The organism is Rhizobium sp. WCS2018Hpa-16 (genome assembly GCF_031843705.1).
GTDB lineage: Bacteria > Pseudomonadota > Alphaproteobacteria > Rhizobiales > Rhizobiaceae > Agrobacterium > Agrobacterium tumefaciens_C.
Map to the genome: position 1 here is coordinate 599,249 of NZ_JAVTIX010000002.1, position 21,760 is coordinate 621,008.

22 protein-coding genes are annotated in these 21,760 nt (G+C 57.4%); 11 read left to right on the plus strand and 11 right to left on the minus strand.

Translation table 11 applies throughout. The features are described from left to right. Positions 1 to 116 precede the first annotated feature (116 nt). From RQI55_RS08970 to RQI55_RS08995, 6 genes are all read left to right on the plus strand, one after another. Positions 117 to 1,286 carry a cell wall hydrolase gene (locus RQI55_RS08970; protein ID WP_311272490.1) on the plus strand — a complete coding sequence of 390 codons (1,170 nt, stop codon included), beginning with the start codon at positions 117 to 119 and terminating at the stop codon, positions 1,284 to 1,286. 269 nt (positions 1,287 to 1,555) lie between these two features. Continuing rightward, positions 1,556 to 1,921 carry an AtpZ/AtpI family protein gene (locus tag RQI55_RS08975; protein WP_311272491.1) on the plus strand — a complete coding sequence of 122 codons (366 nt, stop codon included), beginning with the start codon at positions 1,556 to 1,558 and terminating at the stop codon, positions 1,919 to 1,921. A 64-nt stretch (positions 1,922 to 1,985) separates the two neighbouring features. Beyond that, on the plus strand, positions 1,986 to 2,735 hold the full coding sequence (locus tag RQI55_RS08980; protein WP_311272492.1) for a F0F1 ATP synthase subunit A: 750 nt from the start codon (positions 1,986 to 1,988) through the stop codon (positions 2,733 to 2,735). Positions 2,736 to 2,806: 71 nt separating this feature from the next. Further along, entirely contained in the window at positions 2,807 to 3,034 is a 228-nt protein-coding gene (locus RQI55_RS08985) for a F0F1 ATP synthase subunit C (protein ID WP_027673924.1), read from the plus strand. Positions 3,035 to 3,111: 77 nt separating this feature from the next. Further along, positions 3,112 to 3,750 (plus strand): F0F1 ATP synthase subunit B, encoded by a 639-nt coding sequence (locus tag RQI55_RS08990; RefSeq protein WP_311272493.1) that lies wholly within the window; start codon positions 3,112 to 3,114, stop codon positions 3,748 to 3,750. A gap of 1 nt (position 3,751) precedes the next feature. Then, entirely contained in the window at positions 3,752 to 4,237 is a 486-nt protein-coding gene (locus tag RQI55_RS08995; RefSeq protein ID WP_243256576.1) for a F0F1 ATP synthase subunit B, read from the plus strand. Between the two features lie 415 nt (positions 4,238 to 4,652). On the opposite strand, the gene RQI55_RS09000 is transcribed toward RQI55_RS08995, so the two are convergent. Both RQI55_RS09000 and RQI55_RS09005 read right to left on the minus strand, forming a co-directional pair. Next, on the minus strand, positions 4,653 to 5,306 hold the full coding sequence (locus RQI55_RS09000; RefSeq protein WP_243256575.1) for a ribonuclease HII: 654 nt from the start codon (positions 5,304 to 5,306) through the stop codon (positions 4,653 to 4,655). 251 nt (positions 5,307 to 5,557) lie between these two features. Continuing rightward, positions 5,558 to 6,715, minus strand: coding sequence for a PA0069 family radical SAM protein (locus RQI55_RS09005; protein ID WP_243256574.1), 1,158 nt, complete (start codon positions 6,713 to 6,715; stop codon positions 5,558 to 5,560). A gap of 184 nt (positions 6,716 to 6,899) precedes the next feature. Between RQI55_RS09005 and RQI55_RS09010 the strand changes: the two genes are divergently transcribed. Continuing rightward, the gene (locus RQI55_RS09010) at positions 6,900 to 7,433 is read left to right on the plus strand and encodes a glycosyltransferase family 2 protein (protein WP_243256573.1); all 534 of its coding nucleotides are present in this window, start codon (positions 6,900 to 6,902) and stop codon (positions 7,431 to 7,433) included. Here RQI55_RS09010 and moaB read toward each other — a convergent pair. The 4 genes from moaB to RQI55_RS09030 all read right to left on the minus strand — a co-directional run bounded on the left by moaB (position 7,399) and on the right by RQI55_RS09030 (position 12,004). Continuing rightward, positions 7,399 to 7,980: a molybdenum cofactor biosynthesis protein B gene (gene moaB, locus RQI55_RS09015; RefSeq protein WP_243256572.1), complete on the minus strand. Its 582-nt coding sequence runs from the start codon at positions 7,978 to 7,980 to the stop codon at positions 7,399 to 7,401. The genes RQI55_RS09010 and moaB overlap by 35 nt on opposite strands. Then, on the minus strand, positions 7,970 to 8,866 hold the full coding sequence (locus RQI55_RS09020) for a 4-(cytidine 5'-diphospho)-2-C-methyl-D-erythritol kinase (protein WP_243256571.1): 897 nt from the start codon (positions 8,864 to 8,866) through the stop codon (positions 7,970 to 7,972). The genes moaB and RQI55_RS09020 overlap by 11 nt, the downstream gene beginning before the upstream one ends. A gap of 6 nt (positions 8,867 to 8,872) precedes the next feature. Beyond that, positions 8,873 to 10,708, minus strand: coding sequence for a tetratricopeptide repeat protein (locus tag RQI55_RS09025; protein WP_243256570.1), 1,836 nt, complete (start codon positions 10,706 to 10,708; stop codon positions 8,873 to 8,875). Positions 10,709 to 10,987: 279 nt separating this feature from the next. Then, the gene (locus RQI55_RS09030; protein ID WP_192063512.1) at positions 10,988 to 12,004 is read right to left on the minus strand and encodes a polyprenyl synthetase family protein; all 1,017 of its coding nucleotides are present in this window, start codon (positions 12,002 to 12,004) and stop codon (positions 10,988 to 10,990) included. A gap of 115 nt (positions 12,005 to 12,119) precedes the next feature. On the opposite strand from RQI55_RS09030, the gene RQI55_RS09035 reads away from it, so the two are divergent. The 4 genes from RQI55_RS09035 to RQI55_RS09050 all read left to right on the plus strand — a co-directional run bounded on the left by RQI55_RS09035 (position 12,120) and on the right by RQI55_RS09050 (position 14,317). Next, the gene (locus RQI55_RS09035; RefSeq protein WP_243256569.1) at positions 12,120 to 12,350 is read left to right on the plus strand and encodes a DUF2007 domain-containing protein; all 231 of its coding nucleotides are present in this window, start codon (positions 12,120 to 12,122) and stop codon (positions 12,348 to 12,350) included. After that, a complete protein-coding gene (locus RQI55_RS09040; protein WP_409233715.1) occupies positions 12,310 to 13,155 on the plus strand; it encodes a tRNA1(Val) (adenine(37)-N6)-methyltransferase in 846 nt (281 codons plus the stop codon). Before RQI55_RS09035 ends, RQI55_RS09040 begins: the two co-directional genes overlap by 41 nt. Positions 13,156 to 13,250: 95 nt before the next feature. Continuing rightward, positions 13,251 to 14,108, plus strand: a complete 858-nt coding sequence (locus RQI55_RS09045; protein ID WP_311272494.1) for a S49 family peptidase — start codon at positions 13,251 to 13,253, stop codon at positions 14,106 to 14,108. 14 nt (positions 14,109 to 14,122) lie between these two features. Continuing rightward, on the plus strand, positions 14,123 to 14,317 hold the full coding sequence (locus tag RQI55_RS09050) for a hypothetical protein (RefSeq protein ID WP_243256567.1): 195 nt from the start codon (positions 14,123 to 14,125) through the stop codon (positions 14,315 to 14,317). Between the two features lie 89 nt (positions 14,318 to 14,406). Here the strand turns inward: RQI55_RS09050 and RQI55_RS09055 are convergent, their stop codons facing one another. The 5 genes from RQI55_RS09055 to RQI55_RS09075 all read right to left on the minus strand — a co-directional run bounded on the left by RQI55_RS09055 (position 14,407) and on the right by RQI55_RS09075 (position 21,567). Continuing rightward, on the minus strand, positions 14,407 to 16,365 hold the full coding sequence (locus tag RQI55_RS09055; protein WP_311272495.1) for a methyl-accepting chemotaxis protein: 1,959 nt from the start codon (positions 16,363 to 16,365) through the stop codon (positions 14,407 to 14,409). 365 nt (positions 16,366 to 16,730) lie between these two features. Next, positions 16,731 to 18,647 carry a DUF2207 domain-containing protein gene (locus tag RQI55_RS09060; protein WP_311272496.1) on the minus strand — a complete coding sequence of 639 codons (1,917 nt, stop codon included), beginning with the start codon at positions 18,645 to 18,647 and terminating at the stop codon, positions 16,731 to 16,733. A 21-nt stretch (positions 18,648 to 18,668) separates the two neighbouring features. Beyond that, positions 18,669 to 19,931, minus strand: a complete 1,263-nt coding sequence (locus tag RQI55_RS09065; RefSeq protein ID WP_311272497.1) for a 3-phosphoshikimate 1-carboxyvinyltransferase — start codon at positions 19,929 to 19,931, stop codon at positions 18,669 to 18,671. A gap of 42 nt (positions 19,932 to 19,973) precedes the next feature. After that, entirely contained in the window at positions 19,974 to 20,525 is a 552-nt protein-coding gene (locus tag RQI55_RS09070) for a LemA family protein (protein WP_311272498.1), read from the minus strand. 85 nt (positions 20,526 to 20,610) lie between these two features. Then, a complete protein-coding gene (locus RQI55_RS09075) occupies positions 20,611 to 21,567 on the minus strand; it encodes a glycine--tRNA ligase subunit alpha (RefSeq protein ID WP_042618133.1) in 957 nt (318 codons plus the stop codon). Positions 21,568 to 21,760 lie beyond the last annotated feature (193 nt).

A 21,760-nucleotide genomic window follows, 5' to 3' on the forward strand; every position in this document is an offset into this window, starting at 1 on the left:
ATCCGACACGTTAACGTGAAGCCGCGCGCACCTATGCTGTTAACCAAGCATCAAGGTTAATGAGAGATTATCCAGACCTGTAGCAGTGAGTTGCGTTCGTGTCTGGAGTGCTGGTTTTGCGTTCAAAAAAAGTATCGCGTCGCGGGTTCTTCCTCTCGTTCGAGACATGGACATCGCCCGTTGTTTTCGGTTTGGCCGCATGGCTTGCCTTTCCCACCCTTGCCGCCCGTGCGGATCTCGCCTCTTTGCTGGCTGGGCTCGATGCCGGGGGAGAGCAGTGGCGCATGGTCCTTACCAGCTCTCCGGCAGGTTCCGTTCACAATGCGTCTCTTTCTTTTGCTCAGGCTGATCCCGCCTCCGTGCTGACCGGGGCTGGAATGATAACGCCGGATGGAAGCAAGGTTGCTTTCGTCACATCCAAGAGCGGCAAGGAAACGACGCCAGATAGCGACCGCGTCAATCGCGCCGCCAAGAAGGGCCGCATCGTCTCGACTGAGATCATGCAGCCACCGAAGGAATTCACCGCAGGTTCCGTTTTGCGTCGCACGAGCATGCTGGATATCGAACCTTTGAAGCGGAAGGATCGAACCGCTTTCGTGAAGCAGAAGAAGACCAAGGACATCGAATTGGCCTCCTTCTATTTCCGTCGGGATGAGAGCAAGGCCGAAAAGACCGTCTCGCCCATGCTGGCAGAGCTGATTACAAACCGAACACCCGATGTGCTGGCCACCGCCTATGCACCGGCAGAACCGGATTTCGCGCGCGAATCACCCTTCGACGCCATTCTGAAAAAGCCGGATGCCGGTCGTTTCATTCCCCAGATCGCAGCAGACGACCACGCCTGGGCAGCGCAACCGCTTCCAGCCGAGGCATTTTCCGCAGCCGAGCAGCAATGCCTTTCGTCGGGCATCTATTTTGAGGCGCGTGGCGAATCGGTTAAGGGTCAGGCCGCCGTGGCGCAGGTCATTCTCAACCGGGTGCGCAACCCGACCTACCCCAACACGATCTGTGGCGTGGTCTATCAGAACCAGGATTGGCGCAATCGCTGCCAGTTTTCCTTCGCCTGCGACAATATCAAGGACCGTGTAAACTCCGAGCGCCATTGGAAAATGGCCCGCGAAGTGGCATTGGCGACCACGGCAGGCAAGATTTGGCTGAAGGAAGTCGGCTCCGCAACGCATTATCACGCTGTCTACGTACGCCCCGCCTGGGGCAGAAGCATGAAAAAAGTCGGCAGAATCGGTCTGCACGTGTTCTACCGCACCTATGGCGGCGGCTGGAGCTGATTTTTCGGGCTTTTCCGTGGGATAAACCTGCCAAAATGGCCAATTCTGTGCATCAGCGACGCAATTAATCTGCCTGTATCGCTTAAGTCATTGCTTTCAATCACAATTTTGTATTCCGTCAAGCGCAGTCAGTGCCTTGACTAGCGAAGTCCCTAAAACTATGTTGCGCGCGACTTCAGAGCGGGCTGGAACAGGCTTGATGCCCTGCCGTTTACAACTCCAATGAGTTCTGGCAATGCCGGAATGGAGAAAAAGGGTGGGATTTGGCAATGACTGGCAACCGTAACGATAGTCTGGATGAGCGCCGCAGGCGCCTTGCCGATGAGCTGGCAAAGGTGAAGGCGGAAGACGACGCGCAGGGCCGGACGGAGCAGAACGCAGCAGAGACCCGAAAGGGTTTCGCCATGGCGATCAAGCTTTCCTCCGAGTTCATCTCTGCAATCGTTGTTGGCGCGATGCTGGGGTATCTACTGGATCATTTTGCTGGTACGTCGCCGTGGGGGATGATTGTTCTTCTTCTTCTCGGCTTCTGTGCAGGTGTTCTGAATGTTCTGCGTTCTGCGGGCGTTGTGGCGAAGCCACCGCTTCTCGAAGGTGGGCTCGGAAAAGACAAGAGTGGAACGCAGGGCGAGTAGTCGCTTACCTTCCATATAGAATTAAAGTGTCGTGTTTCGCGGCAAAAGATAAAGAGGGCATACGGTGGCAAACGATCCGACCCATCAGTTCATGGTAACGCCGATCATCCCGATTGAGATCGGTGGCGTCGATTTTTCGTTCACCAATGCGTCTCTGTTCATGGTCGCAACGGTCGCAGCCGCATCGGGCTTCCTCTATTTCGCAACGTCCAACCGTGGCTTGATCCCAGGTCGCATGCAGTCCGTTGCTGAAATGTCCTACGAATTCATTGCTTCGATGCTGCGCGAAGGCGCTGGCAAAAAGGGAATGGTGTTTTTCCCGTTGGTCTTCTCGCTTTTCATGTTTGTTCTGACGGCAAACCTGCTCGGCATGTTCCCGTATTTCTTCACGGTGACCAGCCAGATCATCGTTACCTTCGCTCTGTCCTGCCTCGTTATCGGTACGGTCGTCGTCTACGGTTTCTACAAGCATGGTCTGAGCTTCCTCGGCATCTTCGCGCCATCTGGTGTGCCTGCGGTGCTTTTGCCGCTCGTGTCGTCCATTGAAATCATCTCGTTCCTGTCGCGTCCGATCAGCCTTTCCGTTCGTCTCTTCGCGAACATGCTGGCAGGTCACATCACGCTGAAGGTCTTCTCGGGCTTCGTTGCCTCCATGGGTGCGCTCGGTGCTCTTGGTATCGGTGGCGCAATTCTGCCCCTCATCATGACGGTCGCAATGACCGGTTTGGAATTTCTCGTCGCCTTCCTGCAGGCATACGTCTTCGCGGTACTGACTTGCATGTACCTGAACGATGCCGTGCATGGCGGTCACTGAGAAGTAAAGTCGCTGGCCCCGACAATCGGGTGTCAAAAATAGCCGCAAACAACCATTCTAAGGAGCTTAACATGGAAGCGGAAGCAGCAAAGTACATCGGCGCAGGTCTCGCATGCCTCGGCATGGCTGGTACGTCCCTCGCTCTCGGCCGTATCTTCGGCGATTTCTTGTCGGGCGCACTGCGCAACCCGTCTGCCGCTGACAGCCAGTTCGGCCGTCTGGTATTCGGCTTCGCCGTTACGGAAGCTCTGGGCATCTTCTCGTTGCTCGTAGCTCTCCTTCTCCTGTTCGCTGTCTAATATCAGCATCAGGTTTGGATCACGGCTCGCAGCGCGTGCCGTGATCCTTCGCATTTGCACGACCCCTGGAGGTGAGTATGTTCGTGACCGAGGCTTTTGCCCAGTCAGCACCCGCGACAAGTGAAACGAATACGGGAGCGCCGGCTGTCGGTCAGACGGCTCCGGAAGCAACGCATACCGAGACAGGCGTGGCACACGATGCCGGTCACACATCCGGTGTGTTTCCCCCATTCGATCAGTCCACCTACGCATCACAGCTTCTATGGCTGGCCATTACATTTGGCCTGTTCTATGTGCTGATGAAGAAGGTCATCGTGCCACGCGTCGGCGGAATTCTCGAAGACCGTCACGGCCGTATCGCACAGGACCTCGATGAAGCAGCCCGTTTGAAGGCTGAGGCAGATGCCGCCATCGAAACCTACGAAAAAGAATTGAACGCGGCTCGCGCTAAGGCAGGCTCCATTGCAGCCGCTGCTCGCGACGCAGCGAAGGTCAAGGCCGATGCAGATCGCGCCGCTATCGAGGCAGACCTTGCCAAGAAACTGGCGGCAGCCGAGGCACGGATCGAGACGATCAAGACCCAGGCTTTTGCGGATGTCGGCACAATCGCTGAAGAAACTGCGACCGCGATCGTTGATCAGCTGATCAACGTCAAGGTTTCGGATACGGATGCCAAGGCCGCTGTTGCTGCCGCATCTGTTTTGAAGGGAGCTTAACATGGCGTTTGATGCAACATTTTTCGCGCTTGTCGGTCTCGTTCTCTTCTTCGTTCTGATTGCCTACCTCAAGGTTCCCGGCATGTTGGCAAGCTCGCTCGATGAGCGTGCCGGCAACATCAAGGAAGAGCTGGCAGAAGCCAAGCGCCTTCGTGAAGAGGCTCAGCACCTGCTGGCTGAATATCAGCGCAAGCGCAAGGAAGCCGAAGCGGACGCCGCGAACATCATCGCAGCGGCTGAACGTGAAGCTGCAGCCCTAACGGCAGAAGCCAAGGTCAAGACCGAGGAATTCGTTGCACGCCGCAACGCTCTGTCTGAGCAAAAGATCAAGCAGGCCGAAACCGACGCAATCGGTGCCGTTCGTGCCGCAGCTGTTGATCTGGCGATTGCTGCGAGCGAGAAGTTGATTGCTGAGAAGATGACAGCAGCCGTGAAGACACAGCTCTTCAACACTGCTGTCAACGAAGCCAAGACGCGCCTTAACTGAGACGCCAGCGCAAGCAATTGCGTTTTGAGGTTAAGCATTCTGAAACCGCCAAGCGATTGGCGGTTTTTTTGTTTTTGAATATCGTGCGCATAGTCGGCTGAAGCGCCTCGTTGGCACGCCTTTCGTCAAACGCCAACCGGATAAACTCGCTTGAAAAAGCATGGCGCTTTGCTCCGCGCGAGCGCTGCCTTGGTTTTGTTTCCGTCAATCGCGTGATGTCGTGCACCTCTTGGGCCGGATGAAACCATTGTCTCTGAAGCCGTTGCGGCCCTTCATGGCTTTCCCGCCGCGGCGAGAGTCTGCTGCACAACCGAAGCTCGCTAGTGTTGACTCTTCATGCCGAGGGAACCTCACATGCACATGTGGGGGAGGGGGCGGCGTCGACGTTAACCCGCTAGGCCCTAGCGGAAGGCCATCACTCCACCCTCATGGGACGAAAGCTCATGCGATGGAGAGGGCAGGGGCCGTTGGCCTCGATGGCGCGCAGATGTGTCGGCGTACCGTAGCCCGCGTGGGATTCAAAACCGTAGACAGGATGCAGCAGGCCTGCTTTCTCCATCATTCGGTCACGCGTGACCTTTGCGACTATTGACGCGGCGGCGATCGAGACGGAACGGCCATCACCCTTGATCACTGCTTTTCCGAGACAGGGAATCCCCGGTGGAACGTCGCGGCCGTCCGCAAGAACGAGAGCGGGCGTGGTTTGGAGCCCCAACACAGCGCGGCGCATGGCATCGAGGCTCGCACGCAAGATGTTCATGCGGTCGATAAGGACAGGTCCCGATGAGGCGATGGACACAATCGATGTGGCGAGGATCTGCTCAAACAACACCTCACGGCGCGCCTTGGAGAGCTTTTTCGAATCATTCAAACCGTCAGGGATATTCTCGGGATCGAGAATGACAGCTGCGGCGACAACCGGGCCAGCCAGCGGGCCGCGTCCGGCTTCATCCGTACCGGCAACCGGCCATTCACCGCGCTTCTTTGCCTCAAGTTCCAGGCTGAAATCCGGGCCCTTATCGATCAAATCAAAGAGGGCAGGAGAATCGGATGCTGTGCGTTGTTTCATAGGGCGAAACTCGCACAGGCAACCGATCTCCTGCAAGCCCCCGGTCGCAGGGTGTGTACAGCAACCGACGGGGCGGAGGGGTGCTGTTTGAGGCATCATGACCTCCAGAACTCTTTCGGCGGAGTTGAAAGAGTAAAACCCTTGCGAGGCGGCAATTTACCGGGGGCACAACCCGCAGCGCAGGGCATAGACGCTGACGGGTATTCTTCAGCGATAGACCTGCTTGGTTTCCCTCTCAGGTCCAGCAATAATCAGAGCAGGGAGAGCTGCACACCGGCTCCACCCGGCGCGATGAAGAGATCGTCACGGAGCTGGATGCCGCGCCGGATCAGGCCGAGCCTTTTGGTCGTCATCTCAAATCGCCGTCCAATCTGCCAGGCATAGGGACCGGCACCCTTCATCCGCTTGCCAAATTCAGCATCGTAATCCTTGCCGTCACGCATCGAGCGCACCAGCGACATGACGTGCTGATAGCGGTGCGGATAGTTTCTGAGTAGCCATTCGCGAAACAGCGGGCTCACCTCCAGCGGCAGGCGCAGGAGAACATAGGACGCTTCCGTTGCCCCGGCCGCCTTTCCAGCCTCCAGCACCCGTTCGATTTCATGGTCGTTCAGGGCCGGGATGACGGGTGCCATCATTACGGCCACAGGAATGCCAGCCTCTGTCAGCGTCTTGATCGCCTCCAGACGCTTGGTCGGTGTCGATGCGCGTGGCTCCATGCTGCGGGCAAGCTTGCGGTCGAGGGTGGTGACGGAAATGCCGACCTTCACCAGGCCCTTGGCGGCCATCGGTGCGAGAATGTCGATGTCACGGGTAATCAGGCCGGACTTGGTGACAATAGCAACCGGATGCTCGGCCTTCGCCAGCACTTCGAGGATCTGGCGCATGATGCGCCATTCCCGCTCGATCGGCTGGTAAGGATCGGTATTGGTGCCGATGGCGATGACGCGTGCCTTGTATCCCGGTTTGCCGAGCTCTCGTTCTAGAAGTTTCGCAGCGTCCGGCTTGGCAAACAGCTTTGCCTCGAAATCCAGCCCTGCCGACAGCCCCATATAGCTGTGCGAGGGTCTGGCGAAACAGTAGATGCAGCCATGTTCGCAGCCACGGTAAGGATTGATGGAGCGATCAAAGGGAATGTCCGGCGAATCATTGCGCGTGATGATGCTGCGTGGCTTTTCGACCTGAACCTCAGTGCGAAACTCCGGCAGTTCCTCGATGATCTGCCAGCCGTCATCCACGGCCTCGTGCTGCAAGGTCTCGAAACGTCCGCCCGGATTGATACCCGCCCCACGCCCGCGCCGACGGTCGATCTCGATCCGTAGACCCGATGCGTCGGCCAGAGCATTGGCAATATCTGGCGTATGGCCCGGCTGAAAAGCAGCCTGCCCCGAAAGCACATGTTGTCTCATCTGGATACTCCTGACCGGGCGAACCGGCTTGGTGGATGACCTGATTCATAAAGCAGGAAGGAGAACAAGACAAGAACAAAATACCGAAAGACTCGATAGCAATTTGCTCTGCCTTGCGTTAAAAATTTTAATGAGGAAATCAGATCGTGTTTCCGAAGCTGGGGATTACAAGCTTGCCTAAGACATGCTGACAGTCATTATGGAATGCCGGGATCAGGAGCCGGAACTTGCGCATACCTTGTCCACGCTTGTTTCCGGTGCGGTGGAGGGGCTGGTGAGCGACGTGATCATCCTTGATCATGGCTCGACGGACGGCTCGTCTCGCGTGGCGGAGGCGGCAGGTTGCCGGTTTGAAACAGACTGGGATATGGGCCAGATCATAGCGTCGGCGCGCGGTGAATGGATTTTGCTGATGGAACCCGGCAGCCGCCCACAAAGCGGCTGGATTGAGGACATTATGGAATATACGGCGCTGAACACGCGCCCCGCCAGATTTGCGCCATCCCGCCACTACCGTCCATCATTGCTATCACGCCTTACGCATCGCCGCCGCCTGCTGGAGTACGGTCTGCTACTGAGGAAGGCGGATGCTCTGGCGATGACGCAATCCAGCGGAAGGCTGGGTCGCATCGGACTGGATATTTTCCTGAAGGGACAGAAGGCGAGGCGTCTGAGCGCAGAACTCATTCCAGCCTGGGCTTTGCGCAGAGCGTCCTAGCAGACGTTTTTTCTAAGCGCCGCTTCAAATGCTCGTCCAGGCGCGGCATGATTTCCACGAAATTGCAGGGCATGTGGCGGTAGTCCAATTGCGCTTTCAAGATGCCATCCCACGCGTCCTTGCAGGCACCGGGAGAACCCGGCAGGACGAAAATGAAAGTGGCATTGGCAAGTCCGGCTGTTGCGCGTGACTGGATGGTGGATGTGCCGATCTTGTCATAGGAAATGCGGTGGAAGACCTCGGAAAAGCCGTCCATACGCTTTTCAAACAGGGGCTCCAGCGCCTCTGGCGTGACATCGCGCCCGGTAAAGCCGGTCCCGCCAGTGGTAATCACGACATCAATCGCGTCGGATAGAGTCCAGCTGCGTACCTGGTCAAGAATGGCGACCTTGTCATCCGGCACAATGGCACGGTCCACAAGCATATGGCCAGCATCAACGATGCGGGCGGCCAGCGTGTCGCCGGATTTGTCGTCTGCCAGCGTGCGCGTGTCGGAAACGGTCAAAACCGCGATGCCAACCGGTATAAAAGCTCTTTCAGCATTCATCTCGAAGTCCACCTATGGTTTTTGTTGCCTGAATATACCAGTCGGGACGCTTTTGGCGAAGGCTTGCCATGGCCGAAGTTGCGTCCGCCATTGTTTCAAAGATCCCGAAACATGTCGCGCCAGAGCCTGACATGCGCACTAGCGCTGCACCCGCGTCAGAAAGCAAAGTCTGTGCAGCGCCGATCTCTGGCAGAACCTCACGCGCAGGTGTCTCAAGATCGTTGCGGCACTGTCTGATAAAATCCATCCAGTCGAGGTTGGAGCGGTCGCAAAGCGGCGGATTGGTCTTGGTCGTCAGCCGCTTGAAAATCTCCGGTGTCGAAACACCCTTGAGAGGATTGACGAGCACCAGATGCAGCATGGGCATGTCGCCAACGGCTTCGATCCTCTCGCCAATACCGCGCGCGATCAGCGGCTGCCTGGAAAGACACATCGGCACGTCAGCGCCCAGTTTCAGGCCGATCTCATCCAGCTTGACGGTTGAAGCCGCGATATTCCAGTGGCGGCACAGGCCCCGCAAGGTGGCGGCCGCATCGGCAGATCCGCCGCCAATGCCCGAGGAAACCGGAAGGTTTTTCTCAAGATGGATCGTGACAGGTCGTGGCTGAGGCCCAACAGCTTCGCGCAACAGATCACGCGCCTTCAACACCAGATTGGTGCCCGCATTCTCTTGCTGCAGAACGCTCGCGAAGGGGCCGGTCAGCGAAAAGCTATCCTGTTCTGTATCCTCGATGCTGATCACGTCGCCCGCTTGCGTGAACACAACAAGCGTTTCCAGCAGGTGATAGCCATCTGTGCGCTGGCCTGTGACATGCAAAGCGAGGTTGATCTTGGCGGGAGCGGCCTCCGTCGTTCGGACCGCTCCTTGAGTGTCAGGCGAGGACATGAAGGATCAGGATTTCTTGTCCGGCGCTGGCGCAGGCGCGACAGGCGGCAGAGGCGCCTGATCTTTCTTGGCCGTATTCTGCGCATCCTTTTCCAGCGGCGGCAGGCCGTTAGCGATTTTTTCCTTCACCTTGGACTTGTCCACCTCTTCGCTTTCGCCGATGAGCGCGCGGTTCCACTGATAGACAGCCTCGATCTTGCGGCCAACGCGCCAATAGGCATCGCCAAGATGGTCGTTGATCGTGGGATCGCCAGCGCGCAGCTCGATGGCGCGTTCCAGCTCCTCGACAGCCTCATCGAAAGCACCCAGTCGGAAATGCGCCCAGCCTAGAGAATCGACGATGTAGCCGTCATTTGGGCGAAGCTCCACGGCCCGGCGGATCATGCCGATTGCCTGATCGAGGTTCATATTCTTGTCGACCCACGAATAGCCAAGATAGTTCAGCACCTGCGGCTGCTCCGGGTTAAGCTCCAGAGCGCGCTTGAAATTCGGCTCTGCCTTGTCCCACTGCTTCAAACGCTCATAGGCGATGGCGCGCTGGAAGAAGATCGTCCAGTCGGATTTCTTCGGGACAGCGCCGATGACCTCGACAGCCTTGTCATAATTAGCCGCCATGGCCTTGTAGTCCTTGGCATCTGAAAGCACCGAGCCATAGGCAAGATAGGAGCGAATATCGCTTGGATCCGAATCGAGCAGGGATTTGAGGTGTTTGCGCGCTTCTTCGACCTTGTCCGTCTGCGCCAGCGTCAGGCCAAGTTGCAGCTCGGAAATGCGGTGCATCGGTGAATCCAGAGGCACTTCGCGGTAGAAGGCAATGGCGCGGTCCGGCTGCTTCTGTGCTTCAGCCAGTCCGCCGAGCAGAATCAGAGTGTCTGCACTTTTGGGGTCGAGAGCGCGTGAGGTCTGAAGATAGAGCGTGACAATTTCTTCGGCCCCTTCGCGGTTCAAGGCACCGGCAATGGAGAACATCACAGCTGCCGCGCCCTCGATGGGGGTCTGCACCTGCTGCTGTGGCTTCTCGCCTCTTTCGATGCTTTCGCGCAGCGCCTTCAAAGGCGCGTAGTTCGGCGCAAAAGTATCGCCGACAGCGATGGTATCGAGCGCCTTCTGCTTGTTGCCGACATTGGCTTCCAGCCGTGCCAGCGCCATCACGGCGCGCATATAGGTGTCGGTCGCTGTTGCGCCGCCCTCACGGTCTGCCACTGCGTCGTTCAGGCTCTTGCGCGCTGCTTCCATGTTTCCTGCCACCAGTGCAATCGCGCCAGCGTGGTATTTCTGGAAAATGGAAATCCAGCCCGGTCCCTTCATGCCATTGACGAGCGCGAGCGCTTCCTTGCTCTTGCCGGCACCAGCGCGGGCCCAGGCCGTCAACAGCGTGTTGACCATGCGGTCCAGATCATTGGGGCCGGTGTATTTCAGGACCTTTTCCGCGCCGGAAAATTCCTTGTCCTTGATGGCGGCAAGCGCACGAATGATGGTTGTGACGCGCTCTACCGACGAATCGCCCTTCAGGCTGTCGGCAATTTTTGCGCCAGCGTCGAAATCGCCGCTCAGCAATTGCGCGATCATCAGGCGCTGGCGTATCTCCACATTGGCGGTGTCGAACTCCAGGGCCTTTTGATAGAGCGTGATAGCGGTCTTGAAATCCTGATCCACATCCGCCGTGCGAGCCGCCAGAAACGCACCGGAGAAGGTGTTGACCTTTGCGGGATCAAACGTAACGGTCTCGGCCACCTTGTCTGCAGGCTTCGTCTCGGCAAAAGCAGGCGAACCCGCGCCGATGGAAAGGCCGGCAATAAAGGCCGCGCCGCAGAGAAGACGAAATGCTGGGTTGCGCCGCATAAAGGAACCTTTGCTTTTGTGCATCTGCACCGAAAAATCAGTCTGCTACATGAGAGCGCGGGCAAAGTGGTTGCACCTGAACGCCTTCATGCTTCAACTGGACCGTGACGTCTGAACCGAAAACGATTCAGACGGTCACATACCTCGTCACGATAGAATGGCTTTTTTGGAGCACGCCTGCAAGAAATTCTGCCCGAGCACCAAGATTTGTGAAACCGCAACGAACGCAACCACCGACTGTGATACGCCGCGCCTGAACAACTCCACCCAGCCAGGAACCTAGTTGACGCGCTGGATGCAGAAGTCGATCACTTCCATCAGCGCCTTTTTCCATGGGCTCTGTGGCAGCGGCGCAAGCGCATCGCGGGCAATTGTGCCATAATGGTTGGCGCGGGCGATGGTGTCGGTCAGGCCGTTGTATTTCTTGATGAGGCCGAGGGCCGTTTCCAGATTTTCATCCGTGCTCTCGCCGTTCTCAATGGCGCGCTTCCAGAACGCACGCTCTTCCGCTGTGCCGCGACGATAGGAGAGAATCACCGGCAGCGTGATCTTGCCCTCGCGGAAGTCATCACCCGTATTCTTGCCCAGCTCGTCGGCTTTCCCACCATAATCCAGCACGTCGTCCACCAACTGGAAGGCGAGGCCAAGGTTCATGCCGTAGGATTTCAGCGCGCTGCGGGTTGCCTTGTCCGTCTTGGCAACAATGGGTCCAACCTCTGCCGCCGCTGCGAAAAGGGCTGCGGTCTTGGCGCGTATGACCTGTAGATAGTCATCCTCGGTCGTTTCCATATTTTTTGCGACGGAAAGCTGCAGAACTTCACCTTCGGCAATGACAGAGGCTGCGGTGGAAAGCACATCCAGCGCATCCAGCGAGCCGACTTCCACCATCATGCGGAAGGCCTGACCAAGCAGGAAGTCACCGACGAGAACGCTGGCCTGATTGCCCCAGATGGTGCGTGCCGTTGATTTTCCGCGGCGCAGATCGCTTTCATCCACCACATCGTCATGCAGGAGCGTGGCGGTGTGCATGAATTCGACGCTGGTGGCCAGTTTGATGTGGTGGTCACCCTGATAGTCGAACATCGCAGCGGAGGCGAGTGTCAGCATCGGCCGCAGACGCTTGCCACCGGATGAGATCAGGTGATTGGCCACTTCGGGAATCATCTGGACATCTGAACCGGCCTTGGAAAGAATAAGCTGGTTCACTCTTTCCATGTCTGCCCGTGTCAGGTCGACAAGCGGCTTGACGGATGCGAGTTTGTTTTTGCTTTCTTCAAGCGGTATGACGACGCCCAAGGATACGGACTCCTGTTCACTTTTGGGGCCGACAATAGAAAGCGTGAACGAAAGCGGCAAGGGGCGAATTGCCTCACACCGTTCAAAAAGACGGGATTCGGGTGGAAACTGACCAATGCGTGAACTGATACGAACAAATGACGCCGTTCTTTTGTCCTTCTCACAGAGTCTGATGAAGGATGCTGGCATTCACAGTCTTATTGCCGATCAGGGCATGAGCATTCTCGAAGGGTCACTTGGCCTGCTTCCGCGTCGGCTTCTGGTGGAGGAAGACCGGGCTGATGAGGCGCGGCGCATTCTGGTCGATGCCGGACTTTCCGACGAATTGCGCGAAGATCAGGCTTGATCCCGTGACGGATACCGTTTCCGAAACAGTCGACGCATTCCATCGCGGCCGCTTCCAGATCCTTCAACCGAAGGGCAGGGGCCATAGGGCCGGTATGGACGCCATGTTGCTGGCCTCGCTTGTGGCGGATGATGCGCCGTGCCGCGTTGCCGATCTTGGTGCGGGCGCCGGTGCGGCTGGCATGGCGGTCGCTTCCCGTCTGGAAAAGGCTGAGGTGACACTGTTTGAGCTGTCTGCGGAAATGGTGGATTTTGCCAGCCGCAGCCTTGAACTTCCTGCAAATGCCGACTTTGCTCAGCGCGTGTCCGCGCGGCAGGCCGATGTCACCTTGCGGGCTAATGCGCGTATAGAGGCCGGTTTGGTGGATGGATATTTCCATCACGTCATCATGAACCCGCCCTATAATGACGCAGGCGACCGCAAAACACCTGACGCGCTGAAGGCTGCGGCCCACGCCATGACGGATGATCTGTTTGAACATTGGTTGAGAACCGCCGCCGCCATCATGGTTCCCGGCGGGCAGATGTCTTTGATCGCAAGGCCGCAATCCATCGCCGATATTATTGCCGCCTGCGGAAAGCGCTTCGGCGGGCTGGAAATCACCCTGATTTACCCGCGCTCAGGCGAAGATGCCGTGCGCATGCTGGTCACCGGCATCAAGGGTTCTCGCGCAAGGCTCACATTTCGCGCAGCCTTGACGATGCATGACCATGGCAGCAACGCGTTTCTTCGCGAGGTCGATGATTTGAGCAATGGCCGGGTGGCCTACAGGCGCAATGACGGGCAAAAGCGAACGCAGGCCTAGCCACTCCTCACCAGATTATCATTCCGCGCCCCATTGCGTTTGCCACGCAGATACCCACATCGGAACCACAGATAGTGATGATGATGAGGATGCAAATGGCTGGATTTTTGAAGCGACTGGTGCCCAAGCGGTTTCGCAAGCAGGAGCTGGTCATACCCGTGGTGCGTATGCACGGAGCGATTATGGCGGGTGGTAGTCAGTTTCGTCCGGCGCTGAACATTGCGGGTTATGGCCCGCTGCTGGACAAGGCGTTTGGCATGAAGGAATCTCCGGTCGTTGCGATCACGTTGAATTCGCCGGGTGGCTCACCGGTGCAGTCGCGCATGATCTACAACCGCATCCGCCAGCTTGCCGAGGAAAAGAACAAGAAGGTCATCATCTTCGTTGAGGATGTCGCGGCATCAGGCGGATATATGATCGCGTTGGCGGGTGATGAAATCATCGCTGACCCAACCTCCATCGTCGGCTCTATCGGCGTCGTTTCAGGCGGTTTTGGTTTTCCGGAAATGCTTAAAAAGATCGGTGTGGAGCGGCGCGTCTATACCGCCGGGCAGAACAAGGCGATCCTTGATCCGTTCCAGCCCGAGAAGGAAGGCGATATCGAGTATCTGAAATCGCTTCAGCTCGAAATCCACAATGTTTTCATAGATATGGTCAAGATGCGTCGCGGCTCCAAGCTGAAGGATGATCCGGCGATTTTCTCCGGCCTGTTCTGGAGCGGCATGCGCGGTCTCGACCTTGGCCTCATCGATGGTCTCGGCGATATGCGCGAGGTCTTGCGCAGACGCTACGGCGATAAGGTCAAGCTCCAGCTGGTCTCGGGTGCGCGCAATTTCTTTGGCAAAAAACTGCCCGGCGTCGATCTTCATGCCCATTCCATCGCCGCATCGGCTGCATCGGGGCTTGCGGATGTGGCCGAAGAAAAGGCAGTGTGGGCGCGTTACGGATTTTGATGGACACACAATAGATGGCCCAGATCATTACGCTCGCCCTGCTCGTGTTCGGGGCGATCATTCTTTACAAGCGTTTTGTGAATGACGCGAAAAGACTGTCGGAGAAAACCAAGCGGCAGGAGAAAGAGCGCGAGACTGGCGCGACCGGAACCTTGATCAAGGACCCCGCAACAGGTGAATACCGCGTGAAGCGAGAAGACGAGGTCTGATCCATTGCGTCACACGCGCAAGAACTGAACAAGAGGCCCGGCGGAGCAATCCGCCGGGCCTCTTGCACGGGTTTAGGAGTGTCTCAGTCTCAGAACTCTTCCCAGCTTTGGGCTGCTGCTGCGGAGGAACCGCCGCCGACAGCGCGGGAGAGCTTGCTGACCAGCTTGCGTGCTGGCGATGGAGCTGGCGCGTGGTTGGCCGAGGCAACAGCCATCGGACCTGCGCCATAGCCTGCGCTGACGCTGCCCTTAGAGCCACTGTTCAGCTGGAAGCGGCTGACGAGCTGGCGAAGCTTTTCGGCTTCGTTGGCCAGCGTGCTGCTGGCGGCTGTGGCCTGTTCAACCATGGCAGCGTTCTGCTGCGTGGTCTGGTCCATCTGGTTGACGGCCGTATTGACCTCGGTAAGACCGACAGACTGTTCACGTGCCGATGTCGAAATCGCGTCCAGCTGGCCGTTGATCGCCGCCACGTGATCGTCGATCACCTTCAGGGCGTCGCCGGTCGCGGTGACGAGCTTGACGCCGTTCTCCACCTCGCCTGCAGAGGTGCGGATAAGTTCTTTGATCTCCTTGGCCGCCTGTGCGGAGCGCTGGGCGAGTTCGCGCACTTCCTGCGCAACGACGGCAAAGCCCTTACCGGCTTCTCCGGCGCGTGCTGCTTCCACGCCTGCATTCAGCGCCAGCAGGTTGGTCTGGAACGCGATCTCGTCAATCACGCCGATGATGTTGGAGATCTGGCTGGATGAGGTCTCGATGCGCTGCATGGCGTTGACGGCATTGGCCACAACATCACCAGACTGGCGCGCAGATTTATTGGCATCGACCGCCATCTCGCGGGCTTCCTCGGTGCGCTGGGACGAGTTCTTGACGTTGACTGTGATTTCGTCGAGAGCGGCTGCGGTCTGCTCCAGTGCTGCGGCCTGCTGCTCCGTGCGCTTGGACAGGTCGTTGGCGCTTGCAGACAGTTCTCGCGAGCCGCTGTCGATGGCGCGGGTGGCCTCGGCGACGGAAGAGAGTGTGTTGCGCAATTGCCCAACAGCGGCGTTGAAGTTGCTGCGCAGGCCTTCGAAATCGGCAGCGAAGGGCTGGCTCAGCTCAAAACCGAGATTGCCGCTGGCCAGATGCTGCAAGCCTTCTGCAAGACCGGAGGTGGCTTCTGCCATTTCGGCGGCGCGCTGGCGATCGGCTTCCACGGCACGGGCGCGTTCTGCTTCAGACATGTCACGCTGGCTGGCGGCTTGTGTTTCCAGGTCGCGGGCCTTGAGACCATTATCCTTGAACACCTGCACGGCCTTGGCCATGTCGCCCACTTCATCGCGACGGTCCGTACCCTCTACGACGGCGGAGAGATTGCCATTGGCGAGAACGCCCATGGTGGATGCCAGCTGGCGGATCGGGTTAGAGATCGACGAACGAATAAGAAAAATCCCCAGCGCCAGGACGACCCCCATACCAAGGACGATGCCGGCCATCGAAGACATGACGATGGACACCGAATTTGCAGATAACTGCGTGCTTTCTTCTTCCGTTGCCCCGATGATTTGGTTCGCGTTCTGCGTCATTGCAGCAGCAAAATTCGCGATCGCGGGTTGGCATGTCTCAAAATATTTGTCTTGAAGTCTCTGGCTTGCCGCAGCATCGGTCGTGGCCATGCCCGCTGTAATTATCTCGTTGCAAACCACATCTACGACGCGCAAGCCTTCAGCTTTCAAATCAACAAGCGACTTTTTGCTTGGTAACGCCTTTATTGAAGTATCCATAAAACCGACGAATCTTGCACGGACATCATCGAACTCAGCCTTTGTGCGTTTCAATGTTTCCGGGTTCGTTGCCGCAAGTATTTCGCTGATGGTGGCGCGCATGCCCTGCATGCTGCGGTTCGCTCGGGATATTGCAATCGAGGCGGTGGCCTCTTCATCGATCAGGCCGCTGTAGGCCGTATCGATGCTTCGTATCTGTTCCGAAGTATAGATTGCTACACCGAGGCAAAAGACGGTGCTTATTGCCATAATGATCAGAAATTTTGTTAGTATGGGAAGATTTTTCATGACTACTCTCCCGAAGTTGGGTCTGGTTGGTTCCTTCGGGCTTGCGGTGATCATGTTGCACTCCCTCACCTACATTTTTATTATGTCAAATGAGAAAAATAGATTAATTTTAATTACAAGTATTCGCATATGCTTTGAAAATTATCAACCTTCTCAGAAGGTATAAAAGGTTACTTGGATTGCCACTACGGGCGTAGCTGCAACCTGAGAGGTATCGTGTATGGATGCCGACATTTTTACGCGAATGATTGCTCTCGCAGCATCGCTCGGGTCACGATCCTTGACGGATGCATGCTCTGTTTCGCCTCAATGTGCTGAAGTTTGGGGGGGACCAGTGACTACTTCGAGCCAATTGGCGTCTTGGCCTACCAGCCACCGCCTCCGCCGCCACCCCCGCCGGACCCCGACGAACCGCCGCCGCCCGAAAAGCTTGATGACGATGAGCTTACGGGTGCGGGTATGGTCGAGGCGATGGTGGAAGCCATGGAGGTTGAAAAACCACCGATGCGCCCCGAGAAATTGTTGTAGTTGCCGCTATACCATCCCGGCGAATACTCGCCCGCCTGCGCATTGGCCAGCCATGTCTCGAACGCCTGGCTCCACGGTTTCTCGACACCCAGCGCGACAGCATAGGGAAGCAGCGTTTCGAAATGCTGCGGCGACATTTGCGGCGCGCCCTGCATGTTCATCCGGTCTTGTTCCGCAACCGTCAGATACAGCCGCAGACCTTCGATGCCGTCCATCAGCTTGCGGCCTAGTGGCGTCGGCGCGCCCATCAGCATGAAGAAAATTAGGTTTGTCGCGATAATGCCGGCGACTGACATGATCGCGGGCAGTTGGAGTGCTTCCAGCTTTTCAAGCGAGATGACGGTGATCGCGCCGCCAATGCCGGATATGAGCATGGATCCCACCAGCGCAAGCACGACGATCATGCCGATCCGTTTGAGCAGGGACCCGCCACGAGTGAAGGATTTCCCGAAGACGAAGGCAAAGATGGTGCCGATGAAGGTGAGGATGCCAATCACGAACATGGCTATATAGGCGTCCGGTTCAAAATTCCCGAACACGGCGACAGCAAGAATGACGACAATCGAAAGGATAAAGCCGAGGGTAATGAAGCCGAAATTGTCGCGGTAATATTTGCCGCTGTGCTCGGACTCGATGGCTTTGCGGAAGGCATTGCCCAGCGAAACGACCCGTGACCCATTCTTTTTGTTAATTTCAAAGGACATACCGGGCTCATCAACCGTGTTGATGATGGCTGCTTCCCCAGGAGGTAACTTGCCCTCTACAGGCTTTTCGGTGCGGCGGATGACGAGGGACGACTTCAAATCGTCCAGCACCACATAGCCTTTAACGGCAAGGCTCAGCGATGCGGCTGAGAACGCCGTCCAGCCATCATCGGAGAAGCCATTATTATCGACATAGTTGACAAGAGCAGGCGATAAACCCTCCGGCGCATCCCAGCGCGGAATAATGATGCCCTTCGCGGGATCACGGCCAACCGCTGACCACGCCCTGTAGTAATAAATCAGGATGAGGATGAAGCCGGAAACACCCAGAATCGATCCCAGATGATCCTGCAACCACCAGCTCCGTTCCTGCGCAGCCGATGGTGCGGCGATAGCGCCCTTGGGCAATTTCACCGCAATCGTCATGCCTTCGCCCTGATAGAAGGGGCGGGTGGAGGCGAAGAACACCTCGTTGCCTTCCGTCAGGGCGCGGGCATCTTTGCCCTTCGCGCCCAGGCGTCCGGTAAAAACGGCGGTGTCTGTTGGTGCCACGCCCTGCGGCAAGGAAACGGTTGCCGAAATCTCGCGCATGGGAAACTGCCAGCCATTGCCGGTCACGTTCCAGGTCAGTTCATCATAACCATCGAAATAGCGAATTTGCCGGTCGGTGCTGTAGGTAATCTGGAAGATGTGATCGCCGGTGGAGAGGAAGCGGTCGGCATTGCCGGTATAGATGCGGATGCCGCCATCGATGCTTTCGGTGCGCCAGTCTTCTTTTGAGCCATCCCGTTCCACGGATAAAACATTGAAGCCGACCTTGGTGCGGTTTCCATTCGCGTCCAGCGCGTAAAGTGGAAAATCGCGAAAGATGCCGCGCTTGATCCTGTTGCCCTCCGCCCGGGCCGTGATGGTTTCGGTCACCGTCAGCTGCCCGCTTTTGGCGACATCGACAACCGAGTGATAGGAGCTGATGAATTCTTCAGCCGCAGCCGGAAGGGCCGCCAGCAGGAAGACGAGAAGCGCGAGATATCTGGCGGCTTGGGTCTTCATGGGCGGCGTCCTTCTCTGCAATCAGTCTTGTCCGGTTTCGCTGTATTGGACGCCCAGAGAGGCAAGCGCCTTCCAGTATCCGGGATAGGTCTTGCCCACGCAAACAGGGTTCTGAATGGCGATACCGCTGGTTTTCAAGCCCGCCAGCGCAAAGCTCATGGCAATACGATGATCGTGGAACGTATCGATGGAGGCGGCCACCGTCTGACCTGCCAAAGCCGGATCTGCGTGAACGATCAGATCATCGCCATCCTCATGCGCCAGCCCGTCACGGATGGCATTGAGGCCGAGCGAGATAGCCCGGATGCGGTCACATTCCTTCACGCGCAGATTGGAAATGCCGACAAAGCGCACCGGCGTGGTGTTGTAAGCTGCCAACACGGCAATGGTCGGAATGGCATCCTGCATCTGGCTGCCATCGATTTCGGCGGGAAGGTTGGGAAACTGCGCCATGATGGCATGCGCCTTGGCATCCGGCTGGGTGAAGGCTTCCGCTGGCGTGCCGATATCGATCTTGCCACCCGTCAGCAATTCTGCGCCCCACAGATAGGTGGCGGCAGATGCGTCCGGTTCGATGTGGAAATCCGTTGCGGTATAGCCCGTAGGCTGCACGCGCCAGACGGCGTTGGAAACGCGCTCCACCTTGGCCCCGAAGGCTTCCATAGCCGCCACTGTCAGATCGATATACCCTTTCGCCCCGATATCTTCACCGGCCAGCACGATATCCAGCGGCTTCGCGCCACAGGGGGCTGCCATCAAAAGCGCCGAGACATATTGGCTGGAAAGATTGGCGTCGATGGTGACGCTGTCCTTGGCAAAGCCGAGGCCATTGCCCTTCACGGTCACAGGCGGGCAGCCGGTCGGCGCTTGTGCGTCGATGCCAAGCGCGATCAAGGCTTCCACCAGCGGCTGGATCGGGCGCTTGCGCATATGTTCGTCGCCATCAACCACAACAGTGCCATCAACCGAAGCAACCGCCGCCGTCAAAAACCGGGTGGCCGTTCCAGCATTGCCGAGGAAAAGCGGTTCTGTGGGCGCTTTCAGCACGCCATCGCTTTCAACCACGAAGCTCGTCGCGTCCGGTTCCGTTACATCAACGCCCATGGCGCGCAGTGCTTGTGCCATGAACAGCGTATCGTCGCTTTTCAGCGCGCCGGTCAAAAGGCTGCGGCCCTTGGCAAGGCCTGCCAGAAGCAGCACGCGGTTGGTGATGGATTTGGAGCCGGGTGGCTCCACCTTGCCGGAAAGCGGGTGGTTTGGTGGGGTAATGGTCAGTTCGATCATGGCTTTATCGTTTTTCTCAACCGGCCAATGCCGGTTATCACATCAGAATTTGACAGCAGGAACGGCGCGATCCGCCTCGTTGGTGATTTCGAAGTAGGGGGCTTTTATAAAGCCGAAATTGCGCGCAACAAGGTTGGAAGGGAAGCTCTCCACCTTCACGTTCAGATCCCTCGCAGAGCCATTATAGTACCGGCGCGACATCTGGATTTCACCCTCGATGGTCTCAAGTGATTTTTGCAGTTCCAGAAAGCCCGTGTTGGCCTTGAGATCGGGATAGGCTTCCGCCAGAGCAAACAGCTTACCCAGCGCCTGGGAGAGAAGACCTTCCGCCTGCGCACGGCCCTCAACATCACCTGATGGAACGGCCTGAGCGCGGTTGCGCATGGCGACCACCTCTTCGAAGGTGCTTTTTTCGTGAGCGGCATAGCCCTTCACGGTTTCGATGAGGTTGGGAATGAGATCGGCGCGACGCTTCAGCTGAACGTCGATGCCCGACCATGCCTCTTCGGTCATCTGTCTGGATTTGACGAGGCCGTTATAGATGAAGACGACATAGAGCGCGATTGCCGCCAAAATGGCCAGTGCGATATACATGTGCCGTTCCCCCTCGTGAAACTCTCTGGTCTGGCCGGAAAACTTGCGTTCCGGCCATCCATGTCATCGCCTGTCAGTCATGCCGTCAGGCTGCGTCTTTATTCCAGTTTGCGCCACCGGCATCCGTCATCAGGAATGCTTCGCCGCAGGCCTTGGAAAGTGTGCGAACGCGCAGGATGTAGCTCTGACGCTCGGTCACGGAAATAACGCCGCGCGCATCCAAGAGGTTGAAAACGTGGGATGCCTTGATGCACTGGTCATAGGCCGGAAACACGCATTTGTGCAGAACCTGATTGGCATTCTCACCGGGCGCACCGGCATCCAAAAGTGCCTTGCACTCTTTTTCGGCGTCGATGAAGTGGCGATGCAGCATGGCGGTATCGGCATATTCGAAATTGTGCCGTGAATATTCCTGCTCTGCCTGCAGGAACACATCGCCATAGGAAATCTTCTCGTCGCCTTCACGGCCGTTGTAGTTCAGGTCGTAAACATTATCCACGCCCTGCACATACATGGCCAGACGCTCAAGACCATAGGTCAACTCACCCGCAACAGGCGAGCATTCAATGCCGCAAACCTGCTGGAAGTAAGTGAACTGCGAGACTTCCATGCCATCGCACCAGCATTCCCAGCCCAGACCCCAGGCGCCCAGCGTCGGGCTTTCCCAGTCGTCTTCCACAAAGCGCACATCATGCAACAGCGGATCAAGACCAATGGCCTTCAACGAGCCGAGATAAAGCTCCTGCAAATTGGAAGGGTTCGGCTTCAGAATGACCTGATACTGGTAATAATGCTGCAAACGGTTCGGGTTTTCGCCATAGCGACCATCGGAAGGGCGGCGTGATGGCTGCACATAGGCGGCCTTCCACGGCTTGGGGCCGAGTGCGCGCAGCGTGGTTGCCGGATGAAACGTGCCCGCGCCCACTTCCATATCGTAAGGCTGCAACACGGCGCAGCCCTTGTCCGCCCAGTAATTGTGCAGCGTCAGGATCAACGCCTGAAAGGAACGTTTCGGGTTCATATGGTCTGGAACGTCGGTCATTGCAGTCTTCACGGTCAAAAGAGGATAGTCAGAATGCACTGACTTTGGATGCGGACAGGTGCCATGGCAAGGGCCTGCGGGTCAAGAACTTCTGTTTGAGACGCACCGCCCGCACGGTGGCACCCGATATTTACATTGTGCATCGGCCCCAAATTTTGCTAGCAGAGGCCAACGAAAAATCCATGACACCGGA

Excerpts from the sequence above, each read along its gene's own strand:
- RQI55_RS09060 (WP_311272496.1), bottom strand. The coding sequence starts at position 18,647 with ATGAAGACCCAAGCCGCCAGATATCTCGCGCTTCTCGTCTTCCTGCTG.
- RQI55_RS08995 (WP_243256576.1), top strand. The coding sequence starts at position 3,752 with ATGGCGTTTGATGCAACATTTTTCGCGCTTGTCGGTCTCGTTCTCTTC.
- RQI55_RS09055 (WP_311272495.1), bottom strand. The coding sequence starts at position 16,365 with ATGAAAAATCTTCCCATACTAACAAAATTTCTGATCATTATGGCAATA.
- RQI55_RS08985 (WP_027673924.1), top strand. The coding sequence starts at position 2,807 with ATGGAAGCGGAAGCAGCAAAGTACATCGGCGCAGGTCTCGCATGCCTC.
- RQI55_RS09065 (WP_311272497.1), bottom strand. The coding sequence starts at position 19,931 with ATGATCGAACTGACCATTACCCCACCAAACCACCCGCTTTCCGGCAAG.
- RQI55_RS09010 (WP_243256573.1), top strand. The coding sequence starts at position 6,900 with ATGCTGACAGTCATTATGGAATGCCGGGATCAGGAGCCGGAACTTGCG.
- RQI55_RS08990 (WP_311272493.1), top strand. The coding sequence starts at position 3,112 with ATGTTCGTGACCGAGGCTTTTGCCCAGTCAGCACCCGCGACAAGTGAA.
- RQI55_RS09035 (WP_243256569.1), top strand. The coding sequence starts at position 12,120 with ATGCGTGAACTGATACGAACAAATGACGCCGTTCTTTTGTCCTTCTCA.
- RQI55_RS09045 (WP_311272494.1), top strand. The coding sequence starts at position 13,251 with ATGGCTGGATTTTTGAAGCGACTGGTGCCCAAGCGGTTTCGCAAGCAG.
- moaB (WP_243256572.1), bottom strand. The coding sequence starts at position 7,980 with ATGAATGCTGAAAGAGCTTTTATACCGGTTGGCATCGCGGTTTTGACC.
- RQI55_RS09020 (WP_243256571.1), bottom strand. The coding sequence starts at position 8,866 with ATGTCCTCGCCTGACACTCAAGGAGCGGTCCGAACGACGGAGGCCGCT.
- RQI55_RS09070 (WP_311272498.1), bottom strand. The coding sequence starts at position 20,525 with ATGTATATCGCACTGGCCATTTTGGCGGCAATCGCGCTCTATGTCGTC.
- RQI55_RS09005 (WP_243256574.1), bottom strand. The coding sequence starts at position 6,715 with ATGAGACAACATGTGCTTTCGGGGCAGGCTGCTTTTCAGCCGGGCCAT.
- RQI55_RS09000 (WP_243256575.1), bottom strand. The coding sequence starts at position 5,306 with ATGAAACAACGCACAGCATCCGATTCTCCTGCCCTCTTTGATTTGATC.
- RQI55_RS09025 (WP_243256570.1), bottom strand. The coding sequence starts at position 10,708 with ATGCGGCGCAACCCAGCATTTCGTCTTCTCTGCGGCGCGGCCTTTATT.
- RQI55_RS09050 (WP_243256567.1), top strand. The coding sequence starts at position 14,123 with ATGGCCCAGATCATTACGCTCGCCCTGCTCGTGTTCGGGGCGATCATT.
- RQI55_RS08975 (WP_311272491.1), top strand. The coding sequence starts at position 1,556 with ATGACTGGCAACCGTAACGATAGTCTGGATGAGCGCCGCAGGCGCCTT.
- RQI55_RS09075 (WP_042618133.1), bottom strand. The coding sequence starts at position 21,567 with ATGACCGACGTTCCAGACCATATGAACCCGAAACGTTCCTTTCAGGCG.
- RQI55_RS09040 (WP_409233715.1), top strand. The coding sequence starts at position 12,310 with ATGCCGGACTTTCCGACGAATTGCGCGAAGATCAGGCTTGATCCCGTG.